20 protein-coding genes, 1 pseudogene and 1 CRISPR repeat array are annotated in these 21,341 nt (G+C 41.4%); of the genes and pseudogenes, 11 read left to right on the top strand and 10 right to left on the bottom strand.

Going from position 1 to position 21,341, the window contains the following annotated elements; all coding sequences use genetic code 11:
- Positions 1-18: 18 nt before the first annotated feature.
- Both BXP28_RS24860 and BXP28_RS01465 read right to left on the bottom strand, forming a co-directional pair.
- Complete coding sequence (locus BXP28_RS24860; protein WP_367869689.1) at positions 19-285, bottom strand: hypothetical protein; 267 nt, start codon at positions 283-285, stop codon at positions 19-21.
- Complete coding sequence (locus tag BXP28_RS01465) at positions 186-758, bottom strand: hypothetical protein (protein ID WP_077584853.1); 573 nt, start codon at positions 756-758, stop codon at positions 186-188. Before BXP28_RS01465 ends, BXP28_RS24860 begins: the two co-directional genes overlap by 100 nt.
- Positions 759-1,262: 504 nt before the next feature.
- Between BXP28_RS01465 and BXP28_RS01455 the strand changes: the two genes are divergently transcribed.
- A complete protein-coding gene (locus BXP28_RS01455; RefSeq protein ID WP_023484162.1) occupies positions 1,263-1,877 on the top strand; it encodes a sigma-70 family RNA polymerase sigma factor in 615 nt (204 codons plus the stop codon).
- Positions 1,878-2,366: 489 nt separating this feature from the next.
- Here BXP28_RS01455 and BXP28_RS01445 read toward each other — a convergent pair whose 3' ends face one another.
- Complete coding sequence (locus BXP28_RS01445; protein ID WP_144029546.1) at positions 2,367-2,651, bottom strand: hypothetical protein; 285 nt, start codon at positions 2,649-2,651, stop codon at positions 2,367-2,369.
- A gap of 452 nt (positions 2,652-3,103) precedes the next feature.
- Positions 3,104-3,439 carry a hypothetical protein gene (locus BXP28_RS01440; protein ID WP_051428096.1) on the bottom strand — a complete coding sequence of 112 codons (336 nt, stop codon included), beginning with the start codon at positions 3,437-3,439 and terminating at the stop codon, positions 3,104-3,106.
- A 636-nt stretch (positions 3,440-4,075) separates the two neighbouring features.
- Between BXP28_RS01440 and BXP28_RS01435 the strand changes: the two genes are divergently transcribed.
- From BXP28_RS01435 to BXP28_RS01420, 4 genes are all read left to right on the top strand, one after another.
- Entirely contained in the window at positions 4,076-5,446 is a 1,371-nt protein-coding gene (locus tag BXP28_RS01435) for a radical SAM/SPASM domain-containing protein (protein ID WP_036658199.1), read from the top strand.
- Entirely contained in the window at positions 5,424-6,011 is a 588-nt protein-coding gene (locus BXP28_RS01430) for a flavoprotein (RefSeq protein ID WP_051428095.1), read from the top strand. Before BXP28_RS01435 ends, BXP28_RS01430 begins: the two co-directional genes overlap by 23 nt.
- Complete coding sequence (locus tag BXP28_RS01425; RefSeq protein ID WP_036658196.1) at positions 5,983-7,269, top strand: MFS transporter; 1,287 nt, start codon at positions 5,983-5,985, stop codon at positions 7,267-7,269. Before BXP28_RS01430 ends, BXP28_RS01425 begins: the two co-directional genes overlap by 29 nt.
- A gap of 233 nt (positions 7,270-7,502) precedes the next feature.
- On the top strand, positions 7,503-7,952 hold the full coding sequence (locus tag BXP28_RS01420; protein ID WP_152532860.1) for a helix-turn-helix domain-containing protein: 450 nt from the start codon (positions 7,503-7,505) through the stop codon (positions 7,950-7,952).
- 581 nt (positions 7,953-8,533) lie between these two features.
- On the opposite strand, the pseudogene BXP28_RS01415 reads toward BXP28_RS01420, so the two are convergent.
- Both BXP28_RS01415 and BXP28_RS01410 read right to left on the bottom strand, forming a co-directional pair.
- Positions 8,534-9,652 (bottom strand): annotated as a pseudogene (locus BXP28_RS01415) (IS3 family transposase).
- A 187-nt stretch (positions 9,653-9,839) separates the two neighbouring features.
- Positions 9,840-10,172 (bottom strand): BLB8/JUQZ-1 family protein, encoded by a 333-nt coding sequence (locus tag BXP28_RS01410; protein ID WP_023483434.1) that lies wholly within the window; start codon positions 10,170-10,172, stop codon positions 9,840-9,842.
- Between the two features lie 339 nt (positions 10,173-10,511).
- Here BXP28_RS01410 and BXP28_RS01405 point away from each other — a divergent pair, with 339 nt between their 5' ends.
- The 6 genes from BXP28_RS01405 to BXP28_RS01380 all read left to right on the top strand — a co-directional run bounded on the left by BXP28_RS01405 (position 10,512) and on the right by BXP28_RS01380 (position 16,203).
- Positions 10,512-10,760 (top strand): AbrB/MazE/SpoVT family DNA-binding domain-containing protein, encoded by a 249-nt coding sequence (locus tag BXP28_RS01405; RefSeq protein WP_374049731.1) that lies wholly within the window; start codon positions 10,512-10,514, stop codon positions 10,758-10,760.
- A gap of 32 nt (positions 10,761-10,792) precedes the next feature.
- Positions 10,793-11,086 carry a type II toxin-antitoxin system PemK/MazF family toxin gene (locus tag BXP28_RS01400; RefSeq protein ID WP_023483433.1) on the top strand — a complete coding sequence of 98 codons (294 nt, stop codon included), beginning with the start codon at positions 10,793-10,795 and terminating at the stop codon, positions 11,084-11,086.
- Positions 11,087-11,337: 251 nt separating this feature from the next.
- Positions 11,338-11,628 (top strand): ArsR/SmtB family transcription factor, encoded by a 291-nt coding sequence (locus tag BXP28_RS01395; protein ID WP_023483432.1) that lies wholly within the window; start codon positions 11,338-11,340, stop codon positions 11,626-11,628.
- A complete protein-coding gene (locus BXP28_RS01390) occupies positions 11,625-14,135 on the top strand; it encodes a DsrE/DsrF/DrsH-like family protein (protein WP_023483431.1) in 2,511 nt (836 codons plus the stop codon). Before BXP28_RS01395 ends, BXP28_RS01390 begins: the two co-directional genes overlap by 4 nt.
- Before the next feature lie 143 nt (positions 14,136-14,278).
- Entirely contained in the window at positions 14,279-14,536 is a 258-nt protein-coding gene (locus tag BXP28_RS01385) for a hypothetical protein (RefSeq protein WP_077584850.1), read from the top strand.
- Positions 14,537-15,052: 516 nt separating this feature from the next.
- A protein-coding gene (locus BXP28_RS01380; RefSeq protein ID WP_202973274.1) for an IS3 family transposase occupies positions 15,053-16,203 on the top strand; the annotation gives its coding sequence in 2 pieces (ribosomal slippage) (positions 15,053-15,308 and positions 15,308-16,203; 1,152 coding nt in all).
- Between the two features lie 71 nt (positions 16,204-16,274).
- Positions 16,275-16,567: direct repeats of the CRISPR family, unit length 31 nt; unit sequence AGTTTCAATACACCATGTGTTACTGTCAAAC.
- A gap of 177 nt (positions 16,568-16,744) precedes the next feature.
- On the opposite strand, the gene cas2 is transcribed toward BXP28_RS01380, so the two are convergent.
- From cas2 to BXP28_RS01360, 4 genes are read right to left on the bottom strand one after another with little or no spacing between them, the layout of a single operon-like run.
- Positions 16,745-17,026: a CRISPR-associated endonuclease Cas2 gene (gene cas2 / locus BXP28_RS01375; RefSeq protein ID WP_023484751.1), complete on the bottom strand. Its 282-nt coding sequence runs from the start codon at positions 17,024-17,026 to the stop codon at positions 16,745-16,747.
- 7 nt (positions 17,027-17,033) lie between these two features.
- Entirely contained in the window at positions 17,034-18,044 is a 1,011-nt protein-coding gene (gene cas1b / locus BXP28_RS01370; RefSeq protein WP_023484750.1) for a type I-B CRISPR-associated endonuclease Cas1b, read from the bottom strand.
- Between the two features lie 19 nt (positions 18,045-18,063).
- Entirely contained in the window at positions 18,064-18,558 is a 495-nt protein-coding gene (locus tag BXP28_RS01365) for a CRISPR-associated protein Cas4 (protein ID WP_023484749.1), read from the bottom strand.
- Positions 18,555-21,233: a CRISPR-associated helicase/endonuclease Cas3 gene (locus BXP28_RS01360; protein WP_036658181.1), complete on the bottom strand. Its 2,679-nt coding sequence runs from the start codon at positions 21,231-21,233 to the stop codon at positions 18,555-18,557. Before BXP28_RS01360 ends, BXP28_RS01365 begins: the two co-directional genes overlap by 4 nt.
- Positions 21,234-21,341 lie beyond the last annotated feature (108 nt).

Raw genomic sequence — 21,341 nt, 5'->3', positions numbered from 1 at the left:
ATTCGAATGAACATGGCTTCAGCATGCTTTCAAAGCAAAATAGAGCCTGATCCCGATGGCTGCCCAGGAACCGTCATCATTCTCATTTACGCAGTCAATCAGCATAGCATCACACTTACACTTCCGGATTTTTCCCTCAGCCGCATCATCATAGCAAGAATCATGCAATACACAGCATTGGTCTGTCAGATTAATCGGAGTACCCCCGCCATGCTTGCGTCCGTATCCGCAGTTTCCGCCACAGTGCTGATACCCCCGGGCAAGCAGCCGTCCCCTAACCACCATACTTGTGTCTGAACAGCATCTTTCATTTCTCCGGGCGTATAAGACGGGTCATGATGCAAATCCTGCTGCGGAATAGCAACTTCCGTTTCGGTATAGTTTTGGTCCACGATCATACTGGAGACGGTGAAATCCGTTACCTCAAATTTATGAAGCTGATGTTTTCCATCTACCCGAATGACTGCTTGTGCATGTAGTTCCTCTTTCAGAATTTCTTCATCTGTAGTCGCATAACGGATTAGTACTTTTTCTTCCTTATCTGCCAAAAGTACATAATATAGCGTGACAATTTGTGTTTCGAGTTCCATATCCCCGTGATACGCTTTCCTTACAACCAGATCATCCGCGTTTAAGGAAACCTTCTCCTTCAGTTCCCCAACCAGCAGTTGAAATTCCTCCTTGGCATGAAGCTGCCGCAAAAGATCCTCCAACCGCTCTCCTGTTATGTCTGCACCCTTCAACAACTGAAACATCATTCTCGCTCCTTCTCAATTTATTTTTGTTTCTAAATCCGTCTCATAACTGAAACCGGATTTAACCTATAAAGAGAAACAGGAGAATAAATCACAACCCATTTTTGAAAAAATTTTGAAAAGGTTGTGTCCCTCGATATTTCTTCCACTTTTTTTATAAAACCAAAATTGTAGGGGAAAACGCATGGAAGAACTGCTTGCCTCGAGAACCAGATATCGGACCTTGAAAATAGAGCTTTTGAAATTAAGTAAGCGAATTGAGGGGGCTGATCCAGAGGATATCCTGTTTTACCAGGAGATCTGTGAAAAGTATGCATCCCATTTAAAAGCGATTGAAACAGCCTGCTACGAAAGAATCGGCGCAAGCATTTGCAATTGCCAGTTTCATTCTGGACAACAGTGTAACTAAAAATGGCCGGGAAACAATGATTATAATCAAATTTTATTGAATTCCCCATTACTTTCCACACCTTTGATACGTATGAAGTGGTAAAGGGGTGATAAAGTATGGATGCCATGACGAAAACAGTCCAGCCGTCAGAGGAAAGCATAAAGGAATTGTTAAATACTATGTCGAAAAACCCTGTCATTCACCAGTTTCTTAAACGGGATGAACATTACCAGTTGCTGCTGGAAAATTTATCAAATCCGACGCCAGAGAACTCCAGGCAATTGGATGAATCGTTCCGCTCGTTTTTCTTTGAACTCAGGTTCACCACTTATATCTCATCCTTAATCCGCAATGCAGCCATTGATTTTGACAAGAAAATCAGAAGAAATCAAAGAAGACTTGTTTTTTTCCCTAGTAATGATCCTTCACATCTCCATTTTGTTCATCCGTCTCTTCAAGTGCAGCCGGATCTGAACCCCGACAGTTTACAGCTTGAGGATATGGTAACCAATGAGGTCTTGCACGAAGCCATTCAGCAGCTAACAGGAAAAGAGAAATCGGTTCTGCTTGCGTCCTATGTATGGGACTACTCAGATACAGAAATTGCCCGTCTAAACAAAGTCTCTCAACAATCCGTATCCAAAACCAGACTCAAAGCCCTGAGTAAACTGAGGAAGTATTTAGTTGATAGCGGATATGGGAAAAGTGAAGAAGAAAAAGCGGGTGATTGACCCCGGTGGAAAACCGAGTTCCTTTTTTTCAATGTAAAGTTTAATACTCGTTTAAATAAGTTTCAAAGCGAAACCATGGACGACCTTTAAGCCAGTTACGCTACTGGAGCAGTGAAATTCAATCATCACAAAAAGAAAACAAAAAAAGTTTGGCCGGGAGTCTACGACCGCAGTAAGTGCGAACAGGTTTCCAAGGCCAAACTTTTTTTCGGGACTAGTGCCCCTCTAAATCCTGTTTTTCCCCTCTTTGCTCACGGCTAATTCTTCGGCCATATTATCCAAAAAATGTTGGACCGCTTTATCTGATAGAGCCGTGTATGAAAGCCGGCTGTTAGTGTCAGGACACCATTATAGAAACTGGCCCCGATACAAAAAAAGGAGAAAACATAATGGGTGAGGTCATGTAGGCATCTTCCGCTTCGTTTCCTCCAAAACAGATGGGACGTTTGGACATCTTCCCAAAGTTGGTCAACAGTGGTAAGGCCATCTTCATTTGAACCGCTTTTTCATGCTGCTGTTTAACTTCTCACGTAAAGCAGAGAGCCCCGTCTTCGCCATTAACTCCATCCTTGCTGCTGAGGAGATACCTTGAAGATTATTCTTGAGTGAATCCATCTCTCTTTTCACCCGGTTAAAGGTTACTTCAAACGACTCCACATCGTACAATTCAACAATCGGCATTTCCATGCCGGATAGATTGCAAATAGAACTTGTCGTTTTTTTAGGGAGATAACGCCGTAAATCGACCGTAATCCCGACCATTCTTAGTGACAAACTCGGCTCCATACAGATTGTACTGTACAAAAGTGACCGAAAAAAAGCTATAACAAGCACACCATTTATTGTTGCCCGACGGTCTTTCGTCCATCGAATAAGCTTTTCTATCATCCTGGTTCAGACGGCGCAACGCTATATTCGGCTTATCGTTGGCATTCGGGTTGGATGGAAAGCCCCACAAAGGTGTTGAAGTATGATTTAACGAATGGCGGAGCTTATATCTGAAACTCCTACGGAAGGGAAGGACCCTGATCGCGAAAACCACGATCCCTCCCGGAAATTTCCGCTTCTATCTGACCTGCCATCTTACTCTCAACAAGCTCAGTGTATACAGAAGCCAGTAATTGGACATATTCCTTGACCCCTGTTCCATCTGAACATGGGTGTGACATTTTGATGCATATCACATCTGTTTTTCCGAAACAATTTCGCCTGAACCCTAGGGCTACTCATACAGTCGCGTTCTTTTTGAATAAGAGAATCCTATTTTCAAGTTCGGAATCATCACATTCGGTAATGGAACACACTGAAAGGTTATCACCCTCGAGTCCTTCAGGTTGTCTTTTCCAATAAGGAATTTCCTCTTTGACAAAACTGCAGCCAAGAATGGGTTCAATCTTCAATGTTAGTTGAAGAGCCTGCTCCAAAAGTTCAAAGACTATCCTTCCTTGAGAATAAAGTGCAGCATTAATTTGTTGATCTGCGGAAAAAAGGCCAAGCAAATAGTTCATCTGACCCTGCGGTGTTACAACATAACGGAAGGGTAACTTTTCTTCAGTATTCATATGTAAAGCCTCCCAACTCATCATTTTCCTTTTGATCCATACAGAAAAATAGATTCCTTTTTTCTAAAGTTTATTTATAGATATTCTAAATTTTTGTTTGTTTAAATTCAATCATTTTATATATACGTTTGTATATATGATTGAAATTTATCAAATTGAATAACCGGGTACATATGTATGAAAACCATTAAGACCGGGTTTAGCTATCTTGTATATATTCCTTATTATAGTTTTAGCTTACTACTCTCGGATTCGTTCAACTGCTTATCCTATCTATATCCACCCCTGCTGATTAGTTTTTTATTAGCAAATGAACACTTCTATTTAGCTGATTCAAGCCAATACCCATAACGGTCAATCACTAAATAATCTAGGTTTACTTATTATATGAAATTATTAACTTAAAAGGGAATACTTGACAAATAAACCACTTGCATATTATGCTTTTTATTGGGATTAATCGGTATAGAGGAGGTGTTAGTATGGCAAAAAAAGATCCAGTAAGAGTAGTTAATGTGTTCTGTTAAAATTTATCATTTTTCAAAATGCATACAAGAAGGAAAGTCGTTCCTTCTTGTATGCACTTAAATAGTCGGCCAAGTGATGAGCAAACTTTCATTCTGGAGGATTAATTATATGGTCGTAAGAGGTAAGATTTCGTTAAAGAACAAAAATAAGTTGAAACCATCACGTTTCAATTTTCACGTAGAGGATAACAATTTATTAAAGGTTTATAATTCCTATCGCGGGGATATCGTTGCTTTTACCGGAAAAGAAGTACCGTTAGTTAAAGCTATATTGAGAAGAAAAGAGATAGATTTATCGGATAACAAAGAAAAAGAGTTGAGACTTATTGATTTTTTATTCAAAAAAGGTTATCTCGTTAACCTAGAGATTAATGAATTCCAATTGGGAACTTCTCAAAAATACAACATGCTATCCAGTGAACGTACATTACAATTGATATTATTGACAAACGAAGATTGTAATTTCAGGTGCACATACTGTTATGAAGATTTTACAAAATCTGAGATGAAAACTGATGTACAACTAGGAATTATTCAATTCTTGGAAAAGAATATTTCAAGATATAGGCAGCTGTTTATTAATTGGTTTGGAGGAGAACCTTTAAAATCATTTGATATCATTAAAAATCTTTCTTACAAAATAATGGGAATTTGTGAGAGATACAATGTTCACTACTACGCTGGAATTACGACAAATGGCTATTTGCTCGACAAAGATACGTTTGAGCAATTATTGGATTTGAATGTAGTCTCCTACCAAATTACTTTGGACGGAACTGCGGAGACGCACAATACTTATCGGGCTGGAAGATTTGGAGAAAAAACATTCGATAAAATTTTATCTAATCTGATTGCTATGAAACAGTTTTCCAGTAACTTCACAGTTGTCCTCAGGTCAAATATCAACAATGAAGTGTCAGCCGTCATGAATGATTACATTTCATTGGTAAGTAACATTTTCGTCGAAGATCCGCGTTTTATTCTTCATTTTATTCCGATCCAGAATTTAAAAGGAGAACAAAAAGCTGATATTCATTTATGTGATACCAAAGATCTGTTTCCCCTATACAATAAAGCTAAAAAAGAGGGTTTCGAGTTTAATTTCTATAAGCAATACCTGAGGCCGGGCGGTTCGCAATGCTATGCCTCTAATCCGTCCTCTTACGTTATTGGATCGGATGGCATGATTTATAAATGTACAGTTGCTTTTAACAATCCTTATAATCATGTTGGAGATTTATTGGAGAATGGCCAAATGATATTGGATCAGGAGAGATGGAGCTTGTGGATTACCGGTGGAGTCAATGAAGACCCAATGTGTACCAAATGCTTCTTCAGGCCATCTTGCCAGGGAAATGCCTGCCCCCTTGAACGGATTGAATCTAATAAAACTCCATGTCCTCCCATCAAGAAAAGTTTAAAAAATTATGTCAAACTTGTCGATGGAGATTATGATTATGATGACCAAAACATACAATAAAATATTAATAGGTATAACGGGAGCAATTGGTGCCATTAATGTGTATAACTATTTTTTTGTACTCAAAAACGAATTTCAATGTCAAATAGAAACTGTAATAACGGACAATGCAAAACAATTTATTTCCAAAATGGCATTGACTAATGTTTTTGATTATGTCTATGACGAATTATTTACTTCGAGTATGAAATCACCCCACGTCAATATTGTACAGAATGTCGATCTTTTTCTCATTCTCCCGGCATCCGCTAACTTCTTGTCTAAGATGGCTCATGGGGTTGGAGATGATCTGCTCAGTTGTTGTGTATTAAATTATGCAAAGCCTATCTATATAGCCCCTAATATGAACGAAATTATGTGGAATAATCCAAGGATTCAACAGAATATAATTACTTTAAAGGAAGATGGTCATATATTTGTGAACGTAGAAAGTTTTGGTTACAAAACAGCTCAGGGTTCCTATATAAAATCTGATGCCTCTCTTCCACAACCCCAAGAATTAGTCCAATATATTTTGAATCGGGGTGCTAAAGCTGATGAATCCAGAGCCGAAATCCGCAACTGAAACCACACTTTTCCGTAATCGCAACTATCGGTTCCTTCTTGTTGCGGATATCTTATCAAGTCCAGGGTATTACATCTATATTATAGCCGTTGAGTGGCTCATGTTGACCTTATATGATTCCCGGAGCTATTTGGGATTAATGCTGTTTTCCTCTTCCTTTGCCAGACTATTATTCACCATTTATGGAGGCATCATTGCGGACCGGCTGAACCGGAAACTGATTATTCTTGTAACGCAGTGGGGAGAAGCATTTATTATTGCAGCCATCCTGCTTTGCTATATCGCAGATGTGATTAGTCCTGTTTTTCTTATTGTAGCTTCCTTTCTATTTGGCATTTTAAGTGCCTTTGCCTCTCCGGCCTACGAATCCATCATCACGTCTATCGTAGAAAAAAGCAGCTTGCAAAGAGGCAATGCTCTACTGCGACTGGCTAATCAATACAGTCTCATCATCGGACCGCTGATCAGCAGTACACTCATTGTCACCATCGGCTTTGTAGGTGTATTCTCATTCAGTCTCCTTACGATTCTTGCATCCTCTCTCCTTGTATCTTTTATTCAAGTCCCCGATCAACAATTTTCTGAGCATTCAACATCACAATGGGACGACTTCAAAGCATCCGTAACTCATATCCGTAAACACCAGGTGCTGCCCATTTTAATGGTGCTTGGTTTTGTCATGAATTTTTTTGTTGCAGGGCCTATAGGAGTCGTAATTCCTATATTGGCAAAAGATATATTAGAAGGCAATGCCTTCGTATTGGGCATGTTGGAGGTATCTTTGGGATTGGGATTTATTTTAGGTTCCATTACGGTTTCAATACGAAAACCATTTAACAGGCCTGGTTTAGCCATCTTATATTCACTCCTAGTGATGGTTCTCGCTTACTCCGCTCTCGGGTTCGTTCAACAACTTATCCTATCCATGTTCGCGCTTCTGCTGGTCAGTTTCTTCATCCAACTGATGAACATCCCGTTATTTACCTACATTCAAACCAATACCGAGGCTAATATGGTTGGAAAAGTCATGAGCCTGTTTATATCTGTAGCATCCGGATTAACTCCGCTTTCATTCGCCATGATTTCTTATCTGCTGCACCTCCACATTGATATACAGTTGATTATCCGCATTTTCGGTGCTTTCTTAATCGTTATTACAGCAGGAACATTTCTGATTTCCCCCATTAGGAATCTTACATATGAAAACTCGCCCCAGGGAGCAAAACAGCCGGAAAAAGACCAAGGAGTGTCGTCTTAAAAACTAAAAAAAAGTATGGGGTCTGACACACGGCGTACAGTGCCGTATAAAAACGCTCCGCTTCAGGAGATTCAGACGTTGAGAAACACACGTTTTTTCTATTCTTTCAATCATAGGTCCCATGGGTAAACAAAAGGAAACAGACCGTTCTGAAATGATATGCTCCCCTCATAGTAGACAGGCGAAGGAGAAATTCGCCATGATCGAAAAAATCGAAAGTGGTGAGCTTGGGCGTGGCGTATAAGTATGGGATATCGAAATCAACCCTGGTGAAATGGCCACGCCGATATAACGTCTATGGTTTGGAAGGACTAGAAGTTCGGACAAAGAACCGCAGCTATTCTGCAGAACTTAAGCTTCAGGCAGTGTTGGATTACCTTAAGGGGGAATTATCCCAATACGACATCATTGATAAATACAAGATTGCGAGCAGAACACAGCTATCGAACTGGGTGAAGAAGTATAATAGTCATAGCAGCTTAAAGGCCTATCAAGGGGGAGTAAAAGATATGACGAAGGGACGTAAGACAACCTGGCAGGAACGGTTGGAGATTGTTCAATATTGTCTGACACATAACCAGGACTATAGGAAGACAGCGGAGCAGTATCAGGCTTCCTACCAACAGGTATACCAGGTGAAGAAATATCAGGACGGTGGGCAAGAACGATGGCCGAGGACGTAAGAAAGCAGAAGAAGAATTAACCGACGCCGACCGCCAGAAGCTTGCGATGAAGAAGATGGAGACAGAAATTGAACGTCTACGAGCGGAGAATGCACTCTTAAAAAAGTTAGAGGAACTCGAAAGAAGGGGACGCTAAGTCAAGTACGTCAAGAAAATATCTATCTCGCCATACAAACGGTTCTGCAAGACGGGAAATTCAGCATAAAAACGCTGTGTGAAATTGTAGAGATTCCGCGATCAAGCTATTACAAATGGCTAAAACGTAAGCCCAGTGTACGTGAACAGGAGAAACACAGCAGCGGATTAACCACAAACGCATCCAGCGCCTCATGAAGCTAAAGAGGCATTCAGTCGGTGATTCGCAGAAGACGAAAGAAATATGCATCGTCAACTCCTCAACACGTGGCTGAGAACCTGTTGAACCGTGAATTCGCTGCGACAAAGCCGAATGAGAATGGGTAACGGATGTAACGGAATTCAAATATGGTCACGGTCAAAAGGCGTATTTAAGCGCCGTTTTAGACCTCTATGACAATACGATTGTGTCTTACGTTTTCGGGCACTGGATTGTCAACATAAAATTAGACAGCTTTTTTAAGGGATAATCTTCTGTAATTTATCGGGCTCATATAGCCCAGGGTTCCATGAATGCGATGCCTGTTATACCAATTTATGTAATCATTGAGCTCCAATATTAGATGCTGTAAACTTTGAAAGTTCATCTGACTAATGAATTCGGTCTTCATAACTTTAAACGCAGCTTCAGCAACGGCGTTATCATAATGACAACCTTTCATACTTAAAGATCGACCAATCTGGAACGTAGCAAGCGTCTCATCAATCAATTTATTTTTGAATTCACTGCCACGATCTGTATGAAACAATTGAATTTGTCGTAAGTCTCCTTGTACAGAGGAAAAGGCACGCGCGACTAGAGCTGCGTTCTTTTTCGGGCCTGCGCTGGAGCCAATGATCTCTCGATTGAAAAGATCGACAAATATACAGATGTAGTGCCATCTATTTTTAACTTTGACATACGTTAGATCGCTTACAACAACACGCTTAGCTTCAGACTGCTCGAACTTACGGTTCAGTTCATTAGGCTGTTGCGATTCCGTTACATGCGGCTTTGTGTGGTTTGTATTGAGCCACCGTGTACGTGGAAACAAGGCCCTGTTCCTTCATAATACGGCCAATTCGGCGTCTGGATACGATGACTCCACGTTCATGAAGTTTTGCTTTAATCTTTCTTGTACCGTATGCTTTCCGATTTTTTTCAAAGATTTCAACGATATGATGGGTTACATGGTCTTCATTCTGACGCTCTTTGGCTTCATAATAGTACGTACTTCTAGAGATTTGTAGGACGTCGCACATTGCTGATACCGAGTATTTGTCACGATTACGCTTCATGACATTTACTTTCGTCCCATGATCAGCGCTGCTTGCTTTAAAATATCGACTTCCATCTTAAGACGTTGATTTTCTTTTCGCAATGCAATAAGTTCATTCTCTTCTAGAGAACGGTTATCCTTCTCAGAGAAGGATCCTGACTGATTTGCTTGCTTGATCCAGCGATTCAATGCAGATGCACTCAGTTCATACTCATTTATAATGGCTGCTCTTGATTTTCCATTCTCGTGAAGTTGGACCATTTGTCTCTTGAAATCATCTGTGAATGTACGTCTTTGTCTTGGCATAGTAGATCCGCTCCCTATAATAATATGTTTATTCTACTAGCCCTTAATTTTTCTGTCCAACTTAGTGTAGCCCATCCAATTTGTACTGTCTACTTGACGGGGTGCAGTTCATTCCGGGAACGGTCTGTCTTATCAAAAAAGAAACTCAGCTACAGCTTCTTCTTATTTACATCTTTTTAAACCAGACTTAATAAGTTACTTGAATATGGTTGATGTAGAGGTTTCCGTCTGCAGCATAATTATATACGGTAGCATTACCGGGGCTCAAACCCACCACTTTTCCGTATTGGTCCAGACTAACTACACCTTCACCGCTGACAAGGACTACTTTTGAGCCTGGCATGCCTATCCAAGTAGACCAGCCTACTTTTAGCTTAATAAGCGGATTAACTATGGTAGACTTAACTCCGGCCTGTTGAGACGTGATAGCTTGCTGGCCCGGAGTTTGGGTGGAAACAGAACCGGCCAGCAGTCCGAATGCTGCAATGGATGATAGCAAAGCTTTACTTAGAATTTTCATAGGATAACCTCCAGATAAAATATATTTTACAATACAACCATAATAGTCAATTATTGGTAAATCAAGATAAAGAATAGTACAAATAGTGAACAAAAGGAAAATTCCCAGTAGGGTTCCGAGTCGTTTTGTAAGTATGCTAGAGATAGATTTTATTTTTCATAACGAATCGTTCACTAGAAAAGATCAATTCTTAATTCATATAAAAACTCAGAATTTGTTCCGTAGTTTAAAAGATTTTATGCACAACATTTTGATGTATGACATACCTTGGTTATGTATACACTAAGTATATACACTTGGATGGAAGGATGTTATAATATGGGTAAAGACAGGGAAAGGATGAGTGTAATGAGCACAATTGTGAGCAAATGGGGAAATAGTCTCGCAATCCGCATTCCAAGTAACCTGGCAGAAAGCCTAAACATAAAAGAGGGTTCTGAAGTTGAATTAAGCATCATGGATAGTACACTAACTATAAAACCTAAAAAACGTAAGCCAACTCTTGAAGAATTACTGGCAAAAATAACAGACGGTAACCATCATGAGGAAATTGACTTTGGAAAACCGGAGGGGAACGAGGTTTGGTAAAGAGAGCCCCAGACCAAGGCGACATTGTCTATATGGATTTTAACCCGCAGATTGGACATGAACAAGCCGGAAGAAGACCAGGCCTTGTTGTCTCTCCTACATCATTCAATAGGGTAACAGGCTTTATAGTTGTATGCCCTATTACAAGAACCGTTAGGAATTATCCATATGAAGTTCCCCTCCCTTCCGATCTTATGACCGAAGGTGTTGTTTTGGCTCATCAAGTAAAAAGCTTGGATTGGAAGGCAAGAAAGGCAGAAGTTCGGGAAAAAGTACCACAAGAAATTATTGACGATGTACTGGATTTAATTCACACTTTCCTATAGATACCATTATGTAGGATATAGGGAAGTGAACATTGTTAGCCTAAATATTAGCTTAGCCCAAATCTTGCTTTAGGTGTAGCTGGGAACTCCCCGGAAATAGTGAAAAACGCAACATAAAAATTATCGAAAGAGCCGATATCCAGGCTCTTTTTTATTGCCTAACCTATCCACGCTCTAAACGCTCTATTGATTTCTAAATCATTATATCGTAATATATTAATATATTGATTTTCCAGTACAGGAGGTTATCCATGAATAACGATTTCGAAAGGTATAACGAAGCTGCCGAACTATTGAAGGCTTTAGCCCATCCGGTTCGCCTGTGTATCGTCAAAGGGCTGATGGAAAAGGGGAGCTGCAACGTTTCTTTCATGCAAAATTGCCTGGGGCTTCCGCAGTCCACCGTCTCACAGCATCTTCAGAAGCTGCGCGCCTTGGGCATTGTAGCAGCACACCGTACCGGACTGGAGATAAACTACAGCGTCGAAAATGAAAAGGTTAAACAACTGGTGCAAATTTTCTTCAGGGAGGAGTCATCATGAATAAAAAAGTGCTTATCGTCGGCGGTGTGGCAGGAGGCGCATCTGCGGCCGCAAGGCTGCGCAGGCTGGATGAAGATACTGAAATTGTCATGTTTGAAAAAGGAGAATATGTTTCGTTTGCTAACTGCGGACTTCCTTATTATATCGGAGATACGATTCAAGACAGGGAAAAACTGTTCGTCCAAACGCCGGAGGCAATGCGGCGGCGTTTCAATATTGACGTGCGTGTAAACAGTGAAGTGACTGGTATCGATCCTCATACTAAAACCATACGTGTACAAAGCAAAGAACGGGGAGTTTACGAAGAAACCTACGATTATCTTATTCTTTCGCCAGGGGCAAAGCCAGTCCGTCCCCCACTGCCGGGAATCGACAGTGTTCGTATTCATACACTTCGCAATATCCCGGATACCGACCGGATCAAAGCTTCAGTGACGGAAGAAGGTACCCGTTCAGCCGTTGTTATCGGCGGCGGTTTTATCGGTGTGGAAATGGCTGAAAACTTGCGTGAAATCGGTCTGGATGTCACCCTTGTGGAGGCGGGACTGCAAATTCTTGCGCCGTTTGATCCGGAAATGGCCGGGGTATTATCAAAAGAACTTGAAGAACAGGGTGTACGCCTGATTATAGAAAATAGTGTCCAGTCGTTTCACGACAAAGACAATTACATCGAAACCGTCTTGGCAAACGGATCGGTACTGCAAAGCGACATCGTCATACTCGCTATCGGGGTTTCACCAGATACTGCATTTCTCCGGGACAGCGGGCTTGAACTCGGACCAAAAGGCCATATTATAGTAAATAATAAGCTTGAAACCAATCTTGACGGCGTCTATGCAGTTGGTGACGCGGTCGAAATCACCGATTTTGTAACCAAGCAGAAAACGGCGATTCCGCTGGCAGGACCCGCGAATAAACAGGGCAGGATCGCAGCAGATAACATTTGTGGTCTTGATACCATTTATGAGGGATCGCAGGGTACTTCTATCCTTAAAGTATTCGGGCTAACCGGCGCCGCAACAGGCAGCAATGAGAAAACACTGCAAAAACTGGGGCTTCCTTACAAAGTAAACTATGTTCACCCGAATTCACATGCATCGTATTATCCGGGTGCTGCCCCCCTTACGATCAAGCTGATCTTTAATGACAAAGGAACCGTCCTGGGCAGCCAAATCGTCGGCTATGATGGTGTGGACAAACGGATCGATGATATCGCAACCGTAATTCGTCTGCGGGGAACCGTAACAGACTTGACAGAGCTGGAGCTTGCGTACGCTCCCCCCTATTCTTCGGCCAAAGATCCGGTAAATATGGCAGGGTATACAGCTGAGAACATCCTTGCCGGCAGGACAGAAGTGTTTACACCGGGTGATCTGCTAAAGCGAAACAAGGAAACGACTATATTGGTCGATGTGCGGACGGAAATGGAACACCGAAACGGCCACATTGAAGGATCGCTATCGATTTCTATAGATGATCTTCGCAGCCGTATGCATGAGTTGGACCCGAACAAGGAAATTTGGGTGTACTGCCAGGTGGGATTAAGAGGATATACGGCTTCGCGGATTTTGATCCAGCACGGATTCAAAGTGAAAAATTTAACAGGTGGATACAAGATCTATCAGATGGCACAATTTAAGCCCGGGAAAGTAAAGCCTCCTGTCACTCCGTCCAGATTGCAATCAGAAACGGAATCAGAAACAGTTTATCTCTCGCATCGCTGGGAACAGCAGGACCATACATCTTCTGCCAAACAACCGCTCTCCTTCGACGAAAGTCTGGACGCTTGCGGACTATGCTGCCCGGGGCCATTAATCCAGGTGAAGCAGCAGATGGACCGGCTTCAAGACGGACAGGTTTTGAAAGTAACAGCATCCGATCCGGGATTTTACGAAGATATCCAGGCATGGGCCGGTATGTGCGGCAACCCGCTGCTGCAAATCTCCAAACTTAATGACGGCACGGTCGAGGCTTATATACAAAAAGAATCTACTTCTGCAGCGCCCGTTGAGAAGACAACAAGTCAGACTCCAATACCGGAAAACAGTACCATGGTTGTGTTCAGCGGCGACCTGGATAAAGCCATTGCCTCGTTTATTATCGCTAACGGTGCAGCTTCTTCCGGTAAAAAGGTAACGATATTTTTCACCTTTTGGGGCCTGAATATCATTCGGAAAAGCGAAAAGATTCCCGTTTCGAAGAGCTTGATCGGTAAAATGTTCGGGGCCATGATGCCGCGTGGAAGCCGCAAACTTGCCCTATCAAAAATGAATATGATGGGAATGGGAGCCAAAATGATCCGTTCTGTCATGAAAAAGAACAACGTATCTTCCCTGGAGGAGTTAATGGAAACAGCCTTACAGCAAGGTGTTGAAATCGTAGCCTGCCAAATGTCCATGGACGTAATGGGCATCAAGAAAGAAGAGCTGATCGATGGTGTACGCGTCGGAGGAGTCGGTTATTATTTAGGCAAAGCAGATAAATCCGGCATTAATCTTTTTATTTAAGTTAGAAAATGGATACGGTCCATTAAGCTATTAGTGTTTTTTTGGGGTTTTTATGATTGCGGGTTTCACGAAGTCTTAAAGTGACTGCGAAAGGAGGTGAATCAAATGAAATCTAGTTTTCTGGGATAATTGGAGTGGCGATATTGGCACTAGGAATCGGTACAGCAGTATATGCTTCGGAGGCAAAGCCTTACTCTTCAAAGGAAATGATCCCTGATATGGAACAAAGGTATCCTTATATGGATATGGAGCGAATGCCTACTCGCATGGAACAAAGACATCCTCATATGGATATGAAGCAAATGTGTACTCACATGGAACAAAGGCATCCTCATATGGATATGGAACAAAGGCGTACTCACATGGAACAAAGGCATCCTCAATTGAATTATTCTGAATAATAATTGCTATTATCCAATATAGGGAATTCATACACCAAAGTATGATGAGAAATGGTTTTATAATGCAAAAATAAGCTTATAGATATGCAATCCAAAAACGAGGTAAATTGATAACTCTTTGTACGAGTCACTTTTTACCTCGTTTTATTTCATCAACACACTCAAGAAATGGAACGTTAGAATATAACAAACACAGAATTCATTCCAGTATTAGGGATATGGTCCCTGAGATATTTTACAGTCAGAACCAAGTGGAAGCGATTCCGATCAAAGTAGTTCGAGTCTAAATGAAATTTAATGAAACCGCAAGATTAAGTGAGTGCGTGTCCAACTTTAAGGGTTTATCCGCCTTGTGTTACTGCCAACATTCAACGTAAACCGACAGAACTCTTGCTGCCGACAATTTCAATACACCTTGTGTTACTGTCAAACGCTAAAAAGTGATGCTAGACTTTAAATTGGACACAGAGAACTGAGAGTGCGACAATAAAAACATTCATAATCGAGGTGTCCGACATGACGAAAAAGTATGACAAGGAATTCAAACTTCAATCCGTAAGACTTATCCAGGAAGAGGGAAAATCGGTGGCGCAGGTAGCCCGGGAAATGGGCTTGCATGAGAACACGCTTTACCGCTGGATCGCGGAATTTAAGAACGCTGGCAATCAGGCATTCCCTGGTAGTGGACAACTAAAGCCGGAGGACAAAGCTTTACGCGACCTCCAGAAGCGAATTCGCAATCTGGAAGAGGAGAACGACATCCTAAAAAAGACGATGCACTACTTCGCAAAAGACCGGCGCTGATTTATCCATTCATCCATGATCACCGCTTCCAGTTCCGTGTCACGAAGATGTGCGCTCTGCTCAGCGTTTCCAAAAGCGGTTATTACGAATGGACGAAACGCAAGGAAAGCGAACGCCTCAAACGTCGCAAAAAACTCGAACGATGGATTCGCAGAACTTTCTTTGATTCCAGGCAGTTGTACGGCAGTCCGAAAGTGTGGTATGCATTGAAAAAACAAGGTATTCACGTCTCTCAGAAGACCGTTGCTCGTATCATGAAGGAACTTGGGTTGAGATCCCGTACCGTTAAGAAGTACAAGGCGACGACGAATTCGAAACACAACCTGCCCGTAGCGGAAAATGTCTTGAATCAATCGTTTGCTGCGGAAAAGCCCAATCAGGTCTGGATGGCGGACATCACGTATATTCCGACTGACGAAGGATGGCTCTATCTCGCCAGTCTGGAAGACCTGTGCACACGTAAGATCGTCGGGTTTCACATGGGCGAGCGAATGACCAGGGAGCTCTGCCTGAGGGCGTTGGATCAGGCGTACCGCCATCAACGGCCGAAAGGAACCGTGTTGCATCATTCGGATCGCGGTAGCCAGTATGCGTCCTCGGACTATCAAACGCAGCTACGACAATACGGCATGACGGGCAACATGAGCCGTAAGGGCAATTGCTACGATAACGCCTGTATTGAATCGTTCCACAACGTGCTGAAAAAAGAACTCGTTTACCTGCACAAATTCAAAACCAGGAAAGAAGCCAAGGAGAAGATTTTTGAGTACATTACGTGCTTTTACAATGGAAAAAGAATCCATTCCTCTATCGGGTATCTTACGCCCAATCAATGCGAACATATGATCTGTTTAGCTGCATAATTCTCTCGGTTTTAGGTGTCCAATCTATTAACAGAAGTCCAAAGTATGTGATTGACAGGCTCACCCACAGCCGTTTCAATACACCTTGTGTTACTGTCAAACCCAATTCTTTTTGTTCACAAAGTGCTTTCATCTCCAGTTTCAATACACCATGTGTTACTGTCAAACGCCAAAGGGCGGATAATTTGAGGAGGGCTGTGTGAAGTTTCAATACACCATGTGTTACTGTCAAACCTACTTATAACTGCTGAATACACTGTCGCTACTGCAGTTTCAATACACCATGTGTTACTGTCAAACAAGGGCAGGTACGACGCCCACGCGGCGGGCAATAGTTTCAATACACCATGTGTTACTGTCAAACCCTAATAAAATCAAGCTTTTCCAAAAGCCATATGTGCATATTTTACTACAGTACCAAGGGTTTCGCAAAATTTTCCCAACCGAAATGGATTTAAAAAGGAAACGAACCTAAATGAGTGAAAGTCCCTTATGGTTCTAAGACTGAAGCCAAGTAATAGTGCAAAAGAGGTTGGGAAAATTAGAGGAGTAAAGACTCCTGATTGTTCGATCTTACACCGATAACTTCTTCATCAAATACATAGTCACCCGTCATTTTAAAAATAGCGATAAAGTCGCTATCCTTATCTATAACCTTCTTCAAATCGTTTCTCAATTTCAGTAAATTGGAGGGCGTAATTTCGCCCCGAAATACGGATTTCTGAAAGTGAACAAGGTATCTCTTACATATTTTGAATACTTTGCCCACCCGTTTTTCACCAATATCGTACACAAGGATGACGTAATGATAATTTTTAGCCATATTCCTTCTACCTCCGGTCTTTCTCCAAAAATGGCATAAATGGCGTCCCCTCTACAATATGTTTTTTCAATTTATATGCATCATACTTAATCGCCGTCAGGTAACTCAACTTACGCTTTAGTGTTTTATGTTCAAATACTTGCTGCATTCTTTCTTCTAATGCAGAAATAAATACATCTCGTCCCGCTTCATTTAATATGCAATAATTATACTTCTTCTCAAAGTGTTTCCCTACCTGAATCCTTCGGTTATTCACAACTTCAAAGATCGTCCTGTATACAATCAGCGGCTTAAAAGGCTCCGACAGATCCAAGCTTAACGAGAAACGACGATCACTTGGTTCATGCAGAAAACTGATCGTTTGATCCAAATGAGTATGATAAATCTGAGAGATGGTCTTTGTGTACAAAATAGTGTTGCCAAAGCTGATCAAAGCATTCAGTGGATTATCAGGTGGCCGCTTCACTCGTTTACTCATTCTGAAATCATCCGGAAGAAATGTCTTAAATGTTTCAAAAAAGCGCCTCCAAATCTCCCCTTCCAGACTGAGCAGCCTGGGAATATCTTGAATCTTCTCAAGTAAATGAGGGACGTCTTTTTTCAACCAATCCAGATAGGGCTTGATCTCTTTATTCCCATGTTTGTAATAGTGATACAGTACTTCATGAATGTTGGACGCAATCGCATAAACTAACGAAATAGCAATCGGCATCCGCCTCTCCAAACATGCTTTGGCCTGAAGAAGCTTTACCTTACCGCTAACCCTTGCTTCCTTAGGGTAAAATGTGCCCCTGAAATGGCCGTAGTAGTCAAAAAAATGAACTGTAATTCCCGCCATTGATAAAAAAGAAAACAGTTTGCTATTTAACGATATTTCATTTAATAAATACAGTTCTTTAAGTCCATGAATCGGCAGATGAACGATCCCTTTCTCACTGCGGAACGTTAATGAATTGTCCTCTCTTCCTAACGTTCCTGGTGTACGTATATATCTTGTTGATGGTACGGACTTTGACATAACCCCACTCTCCCATCTTTTAAACAAAACAATAAGCATAATAAGCGCAACGTTTGCATTTCTTTTCCAGAACTGGCGGATCCGGTTGCTCCTGTTGCAAGTATTGTTCAATTTTTTCCAACAATACTAGTAACTCCTGTTCCGTTTCAATATCCAATTCTAATGCCATCTTCTTACTTGCCTGCTTGTTACGTTCGATAAATTCTAGTCTGCCTTGACGTTCCATCCCTTTTTGCCTGAGAACATACAAGTAATAAAGTGTCTGCCATTTCGTTGCTTCTACATCGGCATCCGACTTTTTCACCTCTACCACGTATTGATCAGTAAGCTTGTCCACTTTAATACCTTCAATAGCGATTTCGGTATTCTTCTTCCCTTCACTTCGAATTTCGTGCTGCACTCTGCCAATCCGGACATCCTCACTATCATCTTCAAAATTCATCCCATGAGCAACCAACCAGCACTGCCTACGGCAATGAACATAATAGTTCACAACCGTACCGGTTATCTTCATAACAGAATACTCCTCTCAGACTCCATATACAGGGCCCTATTGAATTTTTTCGTTTGAGTAAGCGGATCCGTTTCCATATAGCTTGTTCCGTCTGAAACATAATACAGGGAACCGAGTTGTCTATCATAAATGCCCGGCTTATCTCCGTGGCTCAGAGAATACGTATACGTAAAATAACTGATCGTCTGACGGATCTGGGATAGTTTCACTTGACGTTCTGCATAATCCATATCTCTGTTCTCCATAAGATCCACATATTGATTCCAGACCTCTTCCCCCACTAATATCGAACCATCCTCAGTCTGATGAGCATAATTTAGAAAAAGGGAAACTTGTTTCTCTTTGATTAATGTCATCCACTCTTCTACTTGCCGATAATCTAGGTCCTGTATCATTCGTTTAAACTTTTCCCAGTTGTTTTCATCTGATTTATTCCTGGAATCATTAATTCTTTTCATGCTTAAATGGTAAAATCCGCTGAAATCTTTAGTCGCTAACATGTGTTGGTAGGGTTCCGCTCGTAAATCATATTCAGTTCGCCAGTCGTTTCGGTAAATATTCCTTACCGTATCCATATGAAAAAAGTAAGCATGGCAATCGTCACGCAAGCAGGATCGATTTATGCGGCCAAGGAATTGCTCCTCACTATCAAGCAGAGAAATATCTTTAAACCCAACATCCATATCAATATCTACACCCGCTTCAATAACCTGCGTGGCCACAACAATGACATCCAGTAAATAAAATTTCCCTTCAGAGTTTTTTCCCAGCTTCTCCAGCAAACGCTTGCGATAAAAATGGCTGTCATCTCCGGTCAGCTCAAAGACAGGAATCTCACCAACATGCTGTCGGATTTCTTTATAGAATAAGCGTGCTGATTTTTTACTGATAAATTCAATTAGCAGCCGCGTTGTTTTGCCGTTTGCTTTCTGCTCCTCCAGAACCTCCAATACCTGTTTGATCAGGACATCTTGGTCGATCTTTCCCTTTTTCAATAAATCAAAATGCAAATGGACTCTGTTACAAAATAAAGGATCCCGAAAATACAAATTCCGATCCTTAACAAGTAAGCAAGTGCTAATCTCCGGTTCTGCTTCTTTATGTTCCATTAGTAAATCAAGTTCAGGTAGTGTAGCCGACATAATGATGAATTTTATATGTAAAATATCTGCATAGGCTCGCATGAAATGAATGATTTCCTTCCATAAATCGTTACGGTAACTCTGAATCTCATCCAGGATAATAACGCTATTGCATAGATGAGCAAAGGCCAGATTAGATTCACGACCGGTTCCGAACAAATAATGGAAGAAATTTACATGTGAAGTGAGGGTGACCGGATATTGCAGCAATTGCCTCTGCAAAAGTACTGCTCTGTAATCAATATCCGGCTCTTTCTGCTCTCCCTCTGCTTCCGCTTTCGTTACCATAGGTGTAATGGAATTAATAACCTCCACCCGATAATTCCCAAGTTCCGGCTTGTCGAAAATACGATCTAACGTCTCTTTGGTCTGCTCAATCAGTGAGTTAAAAGGAAAGATATAAATCAGCTTATTTAAGCCTTGATTACTGTTTAATAGTTGCAAGGCTAAATGGATAGACATATTGGTCTTCCCGGAGCCAGTCGGAGCTTCTAAATAAAATACATTCTCCTGAATTTGCTCCAGCAATCTGTTCTCTGTCTCATCAAATAGTGCTGATCGCAGACGGTTTATCGGGCTTATCTTTGTACTCTCTGGATTTTTTCGAAACTGCTCTATACCTTGATAGACGGGTGTATTTCGATACGCTTTTATCATAGGATGAATAGGAAGATCCTCTCCAAAGTAATGAAAACGTGGAGATTTACCTTCCAAATAAGCATAAGCAGCACGAAAATCGGATGCTACCAGCGTGGAATATAGCAGTTTTACAAGAATATAAAACGGAAAAGCACTATGCAGGTGGTTTAACCGCCCTCTTTTATCGGCAATGATATCATTGAACAGGGACGTTTCCTCTATCAATTCCTTTTTATATTTGTAGAAATGGACATACTCCGGGTTTTGAATAATTCTTTCATGCAAAGCAGAGAGTTTGGATTCAAACTCAGTAAACTGACCTCCCAGCCGTTCTTCCACATAGGTTAAGCAGGTATGATGACGTGAGATCACATAAGCAAATGTATATAAAACATGGCGAAGAAATTTATACATTCTTCGATTAAGTTTTCTGTTGGGTGAAAATGCATAAGGATCAAGTGAAAGCTCGCTTCTAAGCTCACGCAGATGAATATGGAGATACAGAAGCGCAGACAGCAAGGAGTGATGACTATCCCCAAACTTCCCCATTTCGCCCATTTGCTCATTTCGTAATCTTACCCGCTGATAAGCAGGATTCACTTTCCCCAAATCATGCAAATAAATGGCCTGAATGAAATAGTTGCGAATCCGTTCCCGAATGGATGTATCCAGGCTTTCACTGTCGATTTTTAAACGGTCAAGCGCTCTTTCTATTGCACTGTTCACGCCATTGCACCCCATAAGCTGCTGCGCAAACTGCATCACTAATTCACTATGTTGGATCAAAGTCTCGGGCGCAGCATTTTGTCCTTTTTGCGGGGTATGTGCCCATAATAGATCCGCTGTCTCGCTTACCATCCAGGTCCGTATCGATACAGAATATGTAACCGTCATGAAATGCCTCCTACAAAAGGCCGCCGAGCTGAACTTAGAAGCTAGTCCAACTTGGCGGTTATGAATAATATAAAGCTTCAGTCAAAAAATCATTTATATAAAATATAA

Origin of the sequence: Paenibacillus larvae subsp. larvae, from assembly GCF_002003265.1 — a bacterium.
In the GTDB taxonomy this organism is placed as follows: Bacteria; Bacillota; Bacilli; order Paenibacillales; family NBRC-103111; genus Paenibacillus_H; species Paenibacillus_H larvae.
Note: the sequence above shows the minus strand (reverse complement) of the source record. Positions and strands in the feature narration are given on the sequence as shown.

Excerpts from the sequence above, each read along its gene's own strand:
- BXP28_RS24860 (WP_367869689.1), bottom strand. The coding sequence starts at position 285 with ATGGTGGTTAGGGGACGGCTGCTTGCCCGGGGGTATCAGCACTGTGGC.
- BXP28_RS01465 (WP_077584853.1), bottom strand. The coding sequence starts at position 758 with ATGATGTTTCAGTTGTTGAAGGGTGCAGACATAACAGGAGAGCGGTTG.
- BXP28_RS01455 (WP_023484162.1), top strand. The coding sequence starts at position 1,263 with ATGGATGCCATGACGAAAACAGTCCAGCCGTCAGAGGAAAGCATAAAG.
- BXP28_RS01440 (WP_051428096.1), bottom strand. The coding sequence starts at position 3,439 with ATGAATACTGAAGAAAAGTTACCCTTCCGTTATGTTGTAACACCGCAG.
- BXP28_RS01435 (WP_036658199.1), top strand. The coding sequence starts at position 4,076 with ATGGTCGTAAGAGGTAAGATTTCGTTAAAGAACAAAAATAAGTTGAAA.
- BXP28_RS01430 (WP_051428095.1), top strand. The coding sequence starts at position 5,424 with ATGATGACCAAAACATACAATAAAATATTAATAGGTATAACGGGAGCA.
- BXP28_RS01425 (WP_036658196.1), top strand. The coding sequence starts at position 5,983 with ATGAATCCAGAGCCGAAATCCGCAACTGAAACCACACTTTTCCGTAAT.
- BXP28_RS01410 (WP_023483434.1), bottom strand. The coding sequence starts at position 10,172 with ATGAAAATTCTAAGTAAAGCTTTGCTATCATCCATTGCAGCATTCGGA.
- BXP28_RS01405 (WP_374049731.1), top strand. The coding sequence starts at position 10,512 with ATGAGTGTAATGAGCACAATTGTGAGCAAATGGGGAAATAGTCTCGCA.
- BXP28_RS01400 (WP_023483433.1), top strand. The coding sequence starts at position 10,793 with ATGGATTTTAACCCGCAGATTGGACATGAACAAGCCGGAAGAAGACCA.
- BXP28_RS01395 (WP_023483432.1), top strand. The coding sequence starts at position 11,338 with ATGAATAACGATTTCGAAAGGTATAACGAAGCTGCCGAACTATTGAAG.
- BXP28_RS01390 (WP_023483431.1), top strand. The coding sequence starts at position 11,625 with ATGAATAAAAAAGTGCTTATCGTCGGCGGTGTGGCAGGAGGCGCATCT.
- cas2 (WP_023484751.1), bottom strand. The coding sequence starts at position 17,026 with ATGGCTAAAAATTATCATTACGTCATCCTTGTGTACGATATTGGTGAA.
- cas1b (WP_023484750.1), bottom strand. The coding sequence starts at position 18,044 with ATGTCAAAGTCCGTACCATCAACAAGATATATACGTACACCAGGAACG.
- BXP28_RS01365 (WP_023484749.1), bottom strand. The coding sequence starts at position 18,558 with ATGAAGATAACCGGTACGGTTGTGAACTATTATGTTCATTGCCGTAGG.
- BXP28_RS01360 (WP_036658181.1), bottom strand. The coding sequence starts at position 21,233 with ATGACGGTTACATATTCTGTATCGATACGGACCTGGATGGTAAGCGAG.